The 14,704-nt window shown below is 36.5% G+C and carries 9 protein-coding genes, 2 pseudogenes and 1 riboswitch; of the genes and pseudogenes, 6 read left to right on the top strand and 5 right to left on the bottom strand.

All coding sequences use genetic code 11. From position 1 onward, the window contains the following. Positions 1–254 precede the first annotated feature (254 nt). Together GMJ66_RS05970 and GMJ66_RS05965 are read left to right on the top strand one after the other, a co-directional pair. The gene (locus GMJ66_RS05970; protein ID WP_156289428.1) at positions 255–1,526 is read left to right on the top strand and encodes an MFS transporter; all 1,272 of its coding nucleotides are present in this window, start codon (positions 255–257) and stop codon (positions 1,524–1,526) included. Positions 1,527–1,962: 436 nt separating this feature from the next. Continuing rightward, on the top strand, positions 1,963–2,769 hold the full coding sequence (locus GMJ66_RS05965; protein ID WP_156289427.1) for a short-chain dehydrogenase: 807 nt from the start codon (positions 1,963–1,965) through the stop codon (positions 2,767–2,769). Here GMJ66_RS05965 and GMJ66_RS21150 read toward each other — a convergent pair. After that, positions 2,738–4,455: pseudogene (locus tag GMJ66_RS21150) on the bottom strand (hypothetical protein). The gene GMJ66_RS05965 and the pseudogene GMJ66_RS21150 overlap by 32 nt on opposite strands. 63 nt (positions 4,456–4,518) lie before the next feature. On the opposite strand from GMJ66_RS21150, the gene GMJ66_RS05955 reads away from it, so the two are divergent. Then, a complete protein-coding gene (locus tag GMJ66_RS05955; protein WP_156289426.1) occupies positions 4,519–4,989 on the top strand; it encodes a hypothetical protein in 471 nt (156 codons plus the stop codon). Positions 4,990–5,547: 558 nt separating this feature from the next. Further along, positions 5,548–6,114: a Uma2 family endonuclease gene (locus tag GMJ66_RS05950; RefSeq protein WP_156289425.1), complete on the top strand. Its 567-nt coding sequence runs from the start codon at positions 5,548–5,550 to the stop codon at positions 6,112–6,114. A 754-nt stretch (positions 6,115–6,868) separates the two neighbouring features. On the opposite strand, the gene GMJ66_RS05945 is transcribed toward GMJ66_RS05950, so the two are convergent. After that, positions 6,869–7,834, bottom strand: a complete 966-nt coding sequence (locus tag GMJ66_RS05945; RefSeq protein WP_156289424.1) for a 3-hydroxyacyl-CoA dehydrogenase family protein — start codon at positions 7,832–7,834, stop codon at positions 6,869–6,871. 391 nt (positions 7,835–8,225) lie between these two features. Between GMJ66_RS05945 and aspD the strand changes: the two genes are divergently transcribed. After that, positions 8,226–9,842, top strand: coding sequence for an aspartate 4-decarboxylase (gene aspD / locus GMJ66_RS05940; protein WP_156289423.1), 1,617 nt, complete (start codon positions 8,226–8,228; stop codon positions 9,840–9,842). 511 nt (positions 9,843–10,353) lie between these two features. On the opposite strand, the gene GMJ66_RS05935 is transcribed toward aspD, so the two are convergent. Then, positions 10,354–11,877, bottom strand: coding sequence for a BCCT family transporter (locus GMJ66_RS05935; protein ID WP_156289422.1), 1,524 nt, complete (start codon positions 11,875–11,877; stop codon positions 10,354–10,356). A gap of 805 nt (positions 11,878–12,682) precedes the next feature. Between GMJ66_RS05935 and GMJ66_RS05930 the strand changes: the two genes are divergently transcribed. Continuing rightward, entirely contained in the window at positions 12,683–13,711 is a 1,029-nt protein-coding gene (locus GMJ66_RS05930; protein WP_156289421.1) for a PD-(D/E)XK nuclease family protein, read from the top strand. Between the two features lie 95 nt (positions 13,712–13,806). Here the strand turns inward: GMJ66_RS05930 and GMJ66_RS05925 are convergent, their stop codons facing one another. Continuing rightward, the gene (locus tag GMJ66_RS05925) at positions 13,807–14,139 is read right to left on the bottom strand and encodes a hypothetical protein (protein WP_156289420.1); all 333 of its coding nucleotides are present in this window, start codon (positions 14,137–14,139) and stop codon (positions 13,807–13,809) included. Positions 14,140–14,231: 92 nt separating this feature from the next. Next, a riboswitch (SAM riboswitch) is annotated at positions 14,232–14,334 on the bottom strand. 95 nt (positions 14,335–14,429) lie between these two features. After that, positions 14,430–14,570: pseudogene (locus tag GMJ66_RS20995) on the bottom strand (hypothetical protein); the annotation flags it as partial. Positions 14,571–14,704 lie beyond the last annotated feature (134 nt).

Genomic DNA, 14,704 nt, shown 5'->3' with positions numbered 1-14,704 from the left:
CCGAGGTCACTGAAAAAGTCCATTATTTCATAAAAGAAAGGCGAGAACCTTAACGAATTGGTGCCTGTCACTTCCCGAATATTGTCGATAAATTATTGACACAACAAACTAATATAATTTAAAATAAATAGTGAGATATTTTTCGTTTTTATGAATTCAGCTGAATAAGATTTTATTTTTTAATGATCAACCTTAAAAAGAGAGAACAAAATTGCAAGCGATTTCAAGTTTAATAATCAATCGGAGGAGTTTGTATGCCAAAAAGAAAAGGGATATTTTATGGATGGTGGATTGTATTAGCTGGCCTATTATTAATAACACTAACAGTTCCATTTACAAGTGCACTGGTTAGTCTGTATATGATCCCTATAACGGAAGAATTCAATATTCCACGAAGCGCCTTTACACTTACGACGACTATCATTGCTGTATGCGGCATTATTTTGTCCCCAGTTGCAGGGAAAATCATTGACAAATATAATGTTAGATGGATTTTATCAATCAGTATTATCGTATTTTCCCTTTCCTATATGTCTTATGGAATCGCACAATCTGTATATCACTTGTATATTTCAGCAGCTTTTCTTGGCATATCCTTCTCATTCTGCGGGAATTTAGCGACACAAATCATTATTGTGAATTGGTTTAAAAAGAGTAGAGGGTTAGCAATGAGCATTGCCATTTCAGGTATTGGTTTAGGTGGTTTCATAATGAGTCCGGTTATTGCAAATCTGATTATAGATTTTGGCTGGAGACAAACCTACTTTATTATGGGACTTATTATCTTGATTGTAGGTCTGCCTATTGCATTGTTTGTCATGAAAAAAACTCCTCAAGAGATTGGGTTAAAACCATTGGGAGAGGGGGAAGCAGATGAAAAAGATCAATCCGCGAAGGACAAGGAAGAAATTGAAATAGACATCACCCCAGCTGAAGCCAAGAAAAAACCTTTTTTCTATATTTATATGATTGGGATTTTTACGCTTGGATTGATTACAACCGGATCTATTCAACAAATTAATCCATATGTCAGTGACATGCATGGAATGGTTTACGCTGCTACCATCGTTTCCTTATATTCTGTATTGGGGATTTTTGGTAAATTAATGCTTGGATGGTTTAGTGATAAATTTGGCATTATAAAATCTGGGGTCATGGGTTACATAGCGATATCGATTTCATTTATCCTGTTGTTATTTGGAGAAAACCAATCTCTTCTCATCCTGATGGCTGTTTTCTTTGCATTTGGAAATGCTGTTGCAAGTGTTTCGACTCCACTGTTTGCCAGTCATATTTTTGGCACAAACAACTACGGAGTAATGATGGGGGTAACAAACAGCGCTTTCCAGGTCGGCATGGCATTAGGCGGAGTACTTACTGCAGCAGTATATGATGTGATGGGTTCCTATACATGGGCATGGATCGGCTTAACGGTCGCAGCCTTACTATCCATGATATGTATTTCTCTATCCTACATGATCTCAAGAAAGAAATACTCACATGATGATGTGGAAAGTGTTGCATAGAGATCTTTTAATCATCTTTCCTGAGATAAACCATAGGGACACCGGTCCATTCTATTGATGATTGGATACGGACTTAGCGCCTCGGGCCATTGAAAAAAAGCCTTTTTTACTCCCAAAAATATAAAATTTTAACACGTGATTAACTGGCTGTAAGACCCCCACTTTAAGAATTCGAGAGCTTCAATAATTATAAGTGGGGGGTCGGGAAGCCAGTAAACTCCTGATTCGCTCAGAGGCCTTTAGCTCATACCCTTGTATCCAAAATACCAACATAGGAATCTTCTTTTCGTGCTGTATGATAGGATAATAGTTTTGCACCATTTTTAAATTTAGTAGCTGCATGTTTACCGTTTCCTTTGAGATAACCCTTGTAAATGTTAATCACCTACTTTCATGGTAGAATAGTCTTAAAATTACTAGATTGGGGTTGCAGTAAATGACAAATGAACTAATTAACACTGAATATATTTTTTTGAAAATGGGCTTGTATCAGCAATTATCCTTTGATTGGACAGATGATGAAAATTTAAGTTACATATTTAATGAGAATGAAGATATTCAGTTTGATTGTTTTTGTATAGAATGTGAAGAGGAATCTACCTTTAAATTATCTAGTAAAATAAACACTGTTTATTATGTGAAGTTTGATGTAGAGCAGTTGAATAACTATAAAACACCTTTTCAATATGAGTTTACTTGCCAAAGAAACCACTCCCACAAATATTCATACATTTTTAGAATCACTGATTATAAAATTGAAAAAGTTGGTCAATATCCTTCGACAGCTTCTATAGAAATCAACTCGATTAAAAAATATAGAAGAATCTTAAAAGATAACTATCAAGAATTTTCAAAAGCTATTGGATTATATTCTCACGGCATTGGTATAGGCTCTTTTGTATACCTTCGTAGAATATTTGAAAATCTTATTGAAGAATCTCATCAATTAGCGCTTCAAGAAATCAGTATTGATAAAGAACTATACCAACAATCTCGTATGGATGAGAAAATAGAATTACTTAGTAATTACTTACCTAATATATTAGTAGAGAATAAAAAATTGTACGCGATACTAAGTAAAGGAATACATGAACTCTCTGAAGATGAATGTTTAGAGATTATTCCTAAAGTTAAGCTTGCTATTGAACTTATTCTAGACGAAAAACTTGCAGAAAAAGAAAAAGCAAGTAAAGTTCAGCAGCTAAGAAAATTTATTTCTTCAACTGTAGAAACATTGAAATAACATTACTCCCCATTTCCTGAAAAATCATTAATCGCTTATTTGCCAATTCGAGATACCACCAGTAGTCTAGCTTTAACGGTACTTTCATACCTCTTACCTCATCATTGATAATGAAACATCTGTCTGGTGTGTATCCTATTTTGCTTGCAGAACCATCACGAACTTTTAATAATTCACCATCATTTTTATCTACTGAAGCGAAAACTCGAAATACGTTTTCTGACATTCTCTTGGTTCCTTACCTAGCGTATTCATATTTACTACTGATTTTCACTATCTTTTGGAACTTGATTAGCTGGTCACAATTAAATATGGTATCTTCCGGGTCTATCCCTTTCATAAAATAATTAACGACAGCTTCATTTACTATTGGTAAATCATTATCGAGTGGATTTAATTTCTTTACATAAGAACCTTTGGACTTATAACTTCCATCTGTTTCCACTAGAATATAATTATTAACGTCCTTTTGAATGACCTTGACGAACTTCTCAAACTCTAATTCCATCTTGGTACGTTGCTCCCACTCATAACAAATATCATTTATTAACTCATAGTCATCTGGATGATTTAATTTAACTAGCAGACCGTCTGTATTACTCTGTATTAAAGTACAGTGCGGTTCCAACTTTTCTATCAAATCAAGAAGCAAAGTCATTCCACCTATACAAACATTGTTTGCTTGTAATGGGTCATATAATCCGTTATATTTATCTTTCATGGCTCCATACTCCCATTTATAACAATTTTCAAAGGAGCCTGTCGTTTATCTTTCTTTACTTTATATTTAAGTCTCGTATCTCGAATTTCCCTAAATTTGGCTTTATTTTTGACGTTTCGTGATAGATAATCATACTCAATCATTAGATCCGGGTAATAGGAAGCAACGTCAATGAAGTAACCTGTGTCAATATAATTGTTCCTAGCACCATGAAGACCTCCCCAAGCAAACAAATGCGGCACTCCAGCTACATCAACTTCTAAAACCTTGCCATAATCTTTATTTTCCTTATAAAAATTTAAGACCTCGGTATATTTATTTATGTTCAAAGTAGGAGGAAATTGAAAATCAAATTCATCATTACGTTGTACTTTTGGTTGTTTGGCTTCCAAGATAACTGCTGACAGTTGCGCTTTTGTTTTGGATATGTTACGTAACGGTAAATTGAACATCTTTAGAAGTTCCAATTGTGATTCAAATTCACTGATATTCTCACTAAATATGTGCATGGTTTCATGTACATCATGCCTACAATATTTAATGACTTCTTGGATTTCTACTTCGGTTAATTCTCGATTAATGGTAAAGTCAACAAGTGTTTCTCTAATGTCATGGCCTTGAAAACCTTCCAGTTGCTTCAAGAATCTAAACTTATTTGTCATTACGTCATAATTGAAAAGCTGTATCTTCCAGAATTCTTTAAAGAACTTCCATCCTGGTTCCCTTTTTACGATTATCCAGTGATTTATTTCCTGTGGACTAAATCCACAAATGATAGCTTTTATAATATATTGGTCATAGTGGCGACTGTTATATCCTATCCAAATGTCATTACGATGGGGTTATAGTAATCTATCAAACCCTGTTCATCGTTAACAAAAACTTTTTCTGACTGACTTGGTGTCGGTATCCGTAATAACTACTAGCCAATCATGAGAAAATACTTCAAAGTCATAAAAGAGCACTTCTTCACCAACTGTAAATATATAATTTCTTGTCGATATACTTTTAGAAAGGAGGTATTAATTATGGATATTACAAATGAATTTTTAACTAGGGTTAGGAAATTAAATATTTATCTAATTCCTCAATATCTTTGGTTAATATTGTTATACTATTTAATGATCAATGCCTTATATAAACTTTTTGGGATTATGAATCAAGATTTTAACTTTAATGTACCTAACGAAATACTCACATTGAATAACACAATTTTGAATACTATAGAAAAATGGACGCCTTTTCTTTGGTTCTTATCTATAGCTTTAGTATTTTGTGGTCTTATTATTGCTTTCATTCAATACCTACCAGTACTAGAATCTTATGACTTTTCGTATCGTGGAGGTATTGGGGTATATCTAGGCTCTTGGTTATTGTTAATAGTAGTTACAATATATCTTTTTAAATTTTTAAGTGTATTTTTTCTGGTAGTAATACCCATTTGTTATGGATTAACCAAGCTCTGGGAAAACCAAATTAAAGACCGGTTTTATTATTAAAGGGAGCCTAACGACTCCCTCTATTCAATTATTCAACTTCGTATACTTCAACTATTTTCAACTGATCATGTACTAACACTCAGTGGGGATGAAAAAAAACCACTGATTGAAGATTCACTTTATCAAAAAGTAGATAAATGTAGTAATTTTTAAAGTACCAAGCATAACAAAAACTCGACATTCGCTACGGTCTGAAATGCCGAGTTTTTTTAATTGCTTTTCTGAAATGGGTAGATGGATATCTTGCTCGAACCTTGAAAAAGGAAAGTGAAGGTAGAAAAGTATTTTTTACGGGGCAACGGTTAGGGAAGGGAATAATTTGGGCAGAGCTTCGGAGCTAGGGGAAGATTATAGCTTTATATTATACGGTTGTAACAAAGGAGGATTTAATACTGGATAAAGCTGTTCCGGTTATTTTTAATCCTCTGTGTTTGGAATAAATCGTGGGGTACCCGAACATAGTGTGGTCTGACTCAAACTAGCCCTATATAATCATCCCCTTTTACAATGTAAACGTGGTAAAATGGTAGTAACAAATATCGGAAAAAGGGTGATAAGATGCATCCATACCGTAATGATCCTATATCAGTAAACGAGTACTTTCAAATTCGAGAAAACTCCGATGCTTTATTAGAATATATTGACGGATTTGTTTATATGTCGCCATCACCATCGACAAAGCATCAACGTGTTTCCAGCAAATTGCAGATTAAATTGGGAAATTACTTAGAAGGAAAGTGTTGTGAAGTATTTCCAGCACCATATGATATTGAATTGAAAGACGACACAATCGAAGGAACCAAAATTGTTATACCAGACATAAGTATTATTTGTGATAAAAGTGGTTTTACAGATGCTAGATATGTTGGGGTTCCTGAATTAATCGTTGAAATATTAAGCCCTTCCAATCAGTCACATGATTTGGTTATAAAGTTAAACCTTTATATGAATTATGGTGTCAAGGAGTATTGGATTGTCAATCCCATGTTAAATACGGTAACTGTGTATGCCTTGAATGATGAAAAAATGTATGAGCAACACGATATCAAAACAGATAAAGGGGAAATTACATCGAAATTTTTGGATGGATTTCGGGTTGACTTAGCACCCATTTTTAATAGTTAATGTATCTCTTCCTTGGTATTAGCTAGCCTGCCTTGTCTGAGGGACCACAGGGACAGTTACCGAACATAGCTGAGTCTAACGCCCAGACCGTGTCATAGAGGAACCAATTTCTAATTTAATATTAAAACGAAGCAAAATAGCACACCTGGCAGATGTAATCCGCTAGTTGTGCTTTCTTTTGTGCAAAACTTCCGATTGTCCTCTCTAAAGAATCGTCCCCGCGCTTCACTGAATATTTCCTCTCCATCCGATAAAACTAAGAATGATACTTTAAAACATTGGAGGGATGAACATGGTCAAAGATTCACATGCGCCAAAGAAAAAGAATAACAAAGCCAAAAGACCAGATGAACAAAGGAGAAGCAAGGGAAAATCAACAGCACGAAACGTAGATAATTAATGTATGTATGCCATTCCTGGCATGATGATTCAATACTTATATAGAAATTCATTCGTTTAATAAAGTTAGAATCCTCATAAATGTTGTTCCATCAACATTTGTGAGGATTCTTTGTTTTATGGGAAAGGAAGAGCCCCACCAATCATTGAAAATTTATTTTATGATAGCACTATAAAATTTCAACGACACAACACTAATTAACCTTACTATTCGCCAAAGGACGAAGCGAATGCCGATTTTTTTCTTATCCTTTCTAAAATGGGAAGATTAAAATATAGTATTTCAAAGAATTCGGAATATGTGTTAAAGGTTTCTTTGTATTCTTGGACTGGTGAACCTGCCCCTCTGGATCTATTATTTGGTAGATGACACCTTATCTTTGTTGTTCTCTGCCTTTTGCTGTAATAACTTTAGGAGATCCAAGAAGTGATCGTCTCGAGTATGGATTGCTTTTTCACCGTTATCATCATATTTGTAAAAACCTTCATTTGTTCGAATACCAAGCTGGTCGTTTTCTACCATTTCCGTTAAGAAGGATGGAACCTCTCTTGTATTAGATAAATCCTGTAATATATTTCCAACCATTGCTTTTGTTGTTTGCAGGCCAGCTAAATCCTGACTTTCCATTGGACCGCAAAATGCCCATTTAAAGCCCAGGCTCCCTTTCATAGCGATATCGATATCTTCTGCGGTAGCTACTCCCATCTCCATTAAATGAAACGCTTCACGAAGCATGGCAACTTGAACACGGTTAACGATAAAGCCTGTAATCTCTTTTTTAAGAACTACTGGAGATTTCCCTATCTCTTTCATTAAGTCATAGGTGGATTGAACGACGTTATCCTTTGTGTTTTCCACTTTAACAATCTCCACAATTGGCACAAGTTGTGGTGGGTTAAAGAAGTGAGTAATGATAAATCTTTCGGGATTCTTTGCTTTTTGAGTTAATTCTTTTAATGGGAAAGTGGAAGTATTAGACGAAATAATCGTTTTGTCTGAGACAGTGCTTTCGATAATTTCGTAAGTATCCAACTTTTTTTCAAGAACTTCTGGAATGGATTCGAAAATGAAATCAGCATCCTGAATCGCTTCATGCAAATCTGTAGTATAGGTTATACGATCTAACGCTTGCTCCATATCGCTTTGGGTCAGCATGTTCTTTTCAACCATAATTTTTAAGCTGTTCGTCATGCGTTCTTTTGCTTCTTCCAGTGATGACTCGCGTCTAGCTCGAATCCGTACATTTTTCCCTGCTTGGGCAAATAATTGAGCGGCACCATGTCCCATAACACCTGCTCCAAGTACTGTAATATTTTTCATTTCAATACCCCTTTTCGTATATTTTTTTAACTGGACTTAAATCCCCTGTGTACATCAGAGGCATCTTAATAACTATGGCAACTAATATCAATCTGTGCTTCGACACCAGGTATGACATAATCGAAAAATTGGTCTCCCTGGGGTTGCGACTTATTAATAGTATGACATATTTTTCTATCTGCGTTGATAACGTTTACATCCATCTTAAGAAATATTTCGTTATTTATAAATACTATTGTTCCTCTATGTGCAACTATATAGAATTTTTTATTTTAAAATAGTGATGCTCTACACTGATACGAAATAAATCCTGAAGTCCAATTATATTCCAGTTCAATTGTGGGATACTCTTTATGAAGATAGCAGTTTGTTTATGTTTAGGAGGATCTTTATGGATGAACCAAAAAAAGAAAGGCGTCAGTTAGAAAAGGTAAGCCCGTTTGAATTGAAGGATAAACTCATTGATCTTGCAAAAGGAAAAAAGCGAATGACCAGAACGATGCTGGATGCAGGTCGTGGGAATCCAAATTGGATAGCGGCTACCCCCCGGGAAGCATTTTTTGCCCTTGGACAATTTGCTGTTACAGAATCAAGAAGAGGATGGAATGAAGGAAATTTAGCTGGCATGCCAAGTCGTGAAGGAATAGCAGAAAGATTCCAGAAATATGTGGAGGAAAATCAGCAGGTGCCAGGAATGCAATTGCTGAAAGAAATCATTGATTACGGAATCAACACAAAGCAGTTTGAAGCTGATGCATGGGTCTATGAACTGGTAGACGGAATTATTGGGGATAACTACCCTAACCCGGACCGAATGCTTGTCAGAACAGAAAAAGTGGTACATGACTTTTTATCGAAAGAGCTGTGTGGTCAGGACACGTCATGTGGTACGTATGATTTATTTGCTGTAGAAGGTGCAACGGCAGCGATGTGCTATATATTTGAAACATTATATAAAAATCACTTACTGCCTAAAGGATCCAAAATAGCGGTGATGGTTCCAATCTTTCCACCGTACATAGAGATTCCAGAACTCCCGAACAATGCTTATGAACTTGTGAAAATAGAGGCAACAGAAATAGATGAGGAAGGGAATCGTACATGGCAATACCCATATGAGGAATTAGAAAAGTTAAAGGATCAGGACATAAAAGCACTCTTTTTAGTTAATCCGAGTAATCCACCATCTGTTTCAATAAAAAAAGAATCCATCAACCAAATCATAAGCATTGTAAAACAGGATAATCCAAACCTAATGATTATTTCCGATGATGTGTATGGCACTTTTGTTGAAGGGTTCCGCTCTCTTATGGCGGATTTACCTTTCCATACTATCGGTGTGTATTCATTTTCCAAATACTTTGGTGTGACAGGCTGGCGATTAGGAACGATTGCCATCAACCAGAACAATGTGTTTGATAAATTAATAAAAGAGTTGCCGGAAGAAGAAAAAGCGGTTCTGAATAAAAGGTATGCTTCCCTTACAGAGAATCCGGAAAACCTGAAGTTTATCGATCGGATGGTAGCAGATAGCAGGGATGTTGCGATGAATCACACCGCTGGACTATCCACACCACAGCAAGTGCAAATGGCATTATTTTCCATTTTTGCCATGCTCGATACTAACAATGAGTACAAACAGAAAACCATTGACATTTTACATCGGAGAATGAATTTATTATACGAAGGACTGGGTTTACCGAAGAAACATTTACCAAACGACGCAGACTATTACACAGAGATTGATTTGGAAATCTGGTGTAAGCTTCATTATGAAAAAGGATTCTTCGACTATCTTAAACAGAATTATAAACCGGTAGATATTTTATATCGCCTGGCCGAAAAGTCATCCATTGTTTTATTGAGTGGTGAAGGATTTTTAGCCCCAGCTTGGTCGATTCGCGTGTCACTTGCCAATCTGAATGATGAAGCCTACTCACGTATAGGAAAGGAACTTAAAAATGTACTCGAGGATTATGTAGAGGAATGGAAGAAGGGGGAAGGGTAGTATTTATTGCAATATGATAATTAACGGAGTGGCGGTTTCGAACCTTTAAATTTATCAAACCGCATGATAAGGACCAAAGAGACAGGGTTTTCGGTCCACCCATTCTATTTCATAGTGGACCGAGGTAGCCTGTCCCTTTGGTCTTTTTTGTGAGATAAGAAAGTATAAATTTGCGCTTTGATGTCTAGCCCCATCGCCCAGCGACTAGAGAACTTCCCTAACCTCCGTACGATAAAGAAGACTTGCCGATTGGTGAAACCAGAGGCTTAGTCGCACTTATACCCTTGCTGTGAAAGTCAACATCGACTCGTTTTTTTTAGGAAGGCCGACTAAAAGCGGGCTAGCGCTCAGGCGTCGGCATACCCCTATGAAGGGGCATGTTTCCTTTATCTCCTACGGCAGTGGAATGTTCGATTAAGACCGCTGCTTTGCGCAGCAACATCGAACCACCTGGCATGGCCAGGCGCATTCCGTACGTCGCTAATGGACGCTTGCACTTTTCTTTAGTCGTCTACTTGATATTTTCCTTTTTCTCGGCGTATCTCAGTTGGCCAATTCCCAGCTCCTTCTTTTCCTGTTGTAAGGATTTAATCAAACTAAATACCATGAGTGCTAATATAACTGAAAATGGAAGAGCAGCAATAATCATGGTGTTTTGAAGAGCTAGTAATCCACCAGAATAAAGTAGAGCAAGTGCCGTAACAGAAAGTAAAATTCCCCAAGTTACTTTAATTCCCCTACTTGGATTCTGGGATCCGTTCGTTGTCATCATTCCTAAAACAAATGTACCAGAGTCTGCGGATGTGACAAAGAATGTCACAATAATAATGATGGCTAATATGGAAAATACCATACTAAGTGGATAACCTTCCAATAGTCCAAAAAGGGATTCTTCCGGTAATAAGGAAGATATGGAAAAACCAGATAACTCGGTGGAGATGCCTGCCCCTCCAAATACCGTAAACCATAGGAAACTAATCAGGGATGGGCTAATCAGTACGTATATAATAAACTCCCGAATGGTCCTTCCTAAGGATACTCTGGCGATAAACACACCTACAAATGGAGACCAAGCTATCCACCAAGCCCAATAGAAGATGGTCCAGTCATTAATCCAGCTACGAGCTTCTTCGTTAACCGGTGCCATTCTAAAACTCATTTCCACAAAATGATGCAGGTACGTCCCTAGTGTATCCATAAATAAATTTAAAATGAAAATGGTCGGTCCGAAAACAAACACGAATAAGAAAAGAAGGAGTGATAGCCCCATATTAAAGTTACTGAGAATCCTGATCCCTTTTCCTATACCGGTTAAGGCAGATATCATAAACAGGATGGTAACTACAAAAATGATGATGGTTTGAGTAGTCATATTGCTTGGGGCTCCAAATAAATAAGTTAATCCACCGTTAATTTGTGCAGCACCAAATCCCAGTGATGTGGCAACCCCCATAACCGTTGAAATGACAGCTATGATATCAATTGCCCTACCAACTTTTCCATCTGCATGTTTTCCGAATATTGGTCGTAATGTCTTACTAATTAAGCTTCGTTCTCCTTTTCGAAACGTAAAGTAAGCAAGGGTTAAGCCAATTGTTCCATAGATTGCCCATGGATGGATCCCGTAGTGTAAGAAGGTAAATCTCATAGCATCCAGGATTCCTTGATTCGTGCCCAGCTCCCCTGTAGGTGAACTGATGGCGTAGTGACTAATTGGCTCATATGTACCATAGAAAAGTAAGCCAATTCCAATGCCGGCACTAAAAAGCATAGCGAGCCAAGTTGGCCGGGAGAATTCAGGCTTATCATCCGGTCGCCCAAGCTTAATTTTACCTATTGGGCTTACTAATAAATAAAAAAGTACGATGACAAACACCGATACAATTCCCAAATAATACCAGCCAAATGAATTTGTTATAAAACTTTGGGTGGTATTTGTGATACGCTCTAACGTTTCAGGTATCAGTACACCCATGAGAACAAGAGTTGCAAGGATTGCTAATGATACGTAAAAAACAACTGGTGATTTTTTCATATTTATGAATAACTCCTATCTTTTGTTGGTTTACAATAGATACATGTAAAGCAAATAAAGTGCTTTGTCCCTTTCGTTTCAGGATTAATCAGTTTGCCTCTAGCTAAAAAATCATTCTAAATTCTGACTATAGCTTTTCACCAGGTTGTAAAATTATTCTTTTTCTGTTTTTCGGGATAACTTATATGTATATACCATAAAAAAGATTCAATAGGTTTCCAAGATTAATGAATAGCAGCAATTGAATGCATACTAAGGGCTAATTCATATCATTTAAAGCAAGCTTTGCTGGTAGGAGTACCTTACCCGTGAGGGAGGTTGTTGGGCAGTCACCTGAGTGGGTATTCTTGTGCGCTCTGGATCACCATATTGGTGCCGGTTTTGGTGCCTCGGTTTTGGTGCCTCGGTTTTGGTGCCAGGTACTTCCCGGAATTTGTCGAATGGTGTTGGTGACAAGTAGAATACAATCTAGGTTGTTCCCATAGCTATATCATTTGTCTATAAATTAACATTTTGTAATGAATTAAAATGGTATGATTGTTTGTAAGAATATATAACCCTTAAAGGAGGTTCACCATGAAAGGGGGAAGGGGCAGATCCGAGATCAATTAGAAATGGTGAGGGAGAGTCGTTATAAAATTAAAATGTAAGATTTGTATACGGTACGGTGTTACACAAATTACGAGGTATCCTTCATCTAAAACATTAATTAAAGGTGGATACATAATCTAGTAAATCCTGACATGTGATTAAACGGGTTTCAAAATACCAAACCATTGTGTGAAGTGTATTAGGAGGAATATCAATGAAGGCTAAACCAAATTTGTTTGCTTATGGTACAAGTGAGCTATCTCAAGATGCATTTATTTGCTGGCTATTTCGCTGGGGTGATTCGAAATTTAATAATTCACATAAACTATTGCATGACGTTTCAGTTAACTTCATCAAATACATATTTAAAAAGCATAACAAAAAGATACCGGAAGCTATAGAATCAATTGATGTAAAAAGGCAAGTAGAAGGATTAGATGTTCTGATCATTGTTAATGAGACCATTGCTATTCTAATTGAGGACAAAACATTTACAAAAAATCATTCGGATCAATTGCGAAGGTACTTATCTAAAATAGAAGAAAAAGATTTATATGAACAGCTATTGCCAATATATTTTAAGATAGGTAATCAAAGCGATTACTCATCTGTAAAAGAAGCGGGTTATGAAGTAGTAACCAGAAGTGAAATCCTGTCTCTACTTTCTGAGGGTATAAATCGTGGAGTGGAAAGTGATATATTTAGGGATTATTATGATTATCTAGTTGAAATTAATGAAAATTATAAGAGCTATGAATCTCGATTAATTTCCAAATGGACATGGCTAGGCTGGCAAGGATTTTATACGGAAATACAAAAATATATAGATGGTAATTGGGGCTATGTAGCAAATGCCAATGGTGGTTTCTTGGGATGTTGGTGGAACTTTCATGACTTAGAAGACCACAAGCTTCATCTGCAGCTTGAGCAAAAAGTAAAAGATGGTAAATCATATGGAGAACTATGTTTTAAAATAGCAGTTCCGGAAAAGGAAAAAAGGCCCTGCCTTAGAAATAATTGGTATAAACGAATAGTACATAATAGTGTGAAATACCAATTAGAAACAGTAAAACCCACAAGTTTCGGAAATGGGCATACAATGACTGTAGCAATATTACGGGATGATTATAGAAGAACGGATCATGAAGGAATCATAGATTTAGATGAAACAGTGAAATTACTTAGAAAAGTAGAGAAGTTTGTGTATGAACTAATGGAAAATAGTGAAAATCTGCAGGCTTAATAAATATTGATTAGATGGGACATCATAGTGGCACAATTGGATAGTGGGGATTCCACCTTTCTATATAAGGGGGAATAGGGCGGAAATCCCGATACTCACATAAATACATAATCTAAATAATTCCCATTCGCATCTCTAACCTCCACCCCATTTTCTTTGAGTTCTATCCAGATATACTGGTCCAAGGTGTAAGGGGATTGAAGCTTAAGTTGAAGAGACTCTATCAGGGAACTTGATATGGATATTTTTGAAATTTGCATATTACCTTGGACTGAAGTGGTATAGCCTTCCGTTTTAGGTCCTTCGACTTTATCGTTTTCATTCCACTCTAGGATTTGTTTTTCAATCACCCCAACTACATGATTTAAAAAAATTTCCCCTTCCTGATCTTGGGCGATAAAGTCACGATTATATCCTGTTGTGTTCATTTGCCATCCTCCCATGATTTATCAATAGGTTTCAAGACCAATGAAAAAGCCCTCTGCAGCAAATGAATGCATACAAAGGGCTAAAGCACCGTTCGTTATCATTCAAAGCAAGCTTTGCTGGTTGGAGCACCTTACCCGGGGGGGAGGTTGCTGTGAAGTCATCGAGCCAGTACTCTCGTTCACTCTTGATAACCTTATTGAATTAGTTGTATTTTATCATAAAAAGTGGAAAAATCCCAGTATGTCGTCATTTCATTCATATCACGAGGAAAGAGATACCTCACCCTTCATCAAACCGGCCACACAAACAGATGTACAATCGACACCATAATCGCACAAGTAATAAATAACAAAATAACGAGTGGCAACATAAATCTTGCCCATTTCAACCAAGAGACGCCTGCAATGGCTAGTCCAGCCATTAATCCTCCGTTTGTAGGATAAAAGGCGTTGGTAAATCCATCTCCAAACTGGAAGGCAAGAACTGCTGTTTAAATTTGCTATCGGCGTCATAATTGGCATGGATAACGCAGCTTGTCCGCTTCCTGAGTTGACGGGCAGATTT

The organism is Oceanobacillus salinisoli (assembly GCF_009733865.1).
GTDB classification, from domain to species: Bacteria; Bacillota; Bacilli; order Bacillales; family Amphibacillaceae; genus Oceanobacillus; species Oceanobacillus salinisoli.
This window is presented reverse-complemented; position numbering and strand designations above follow the sequence as displayed.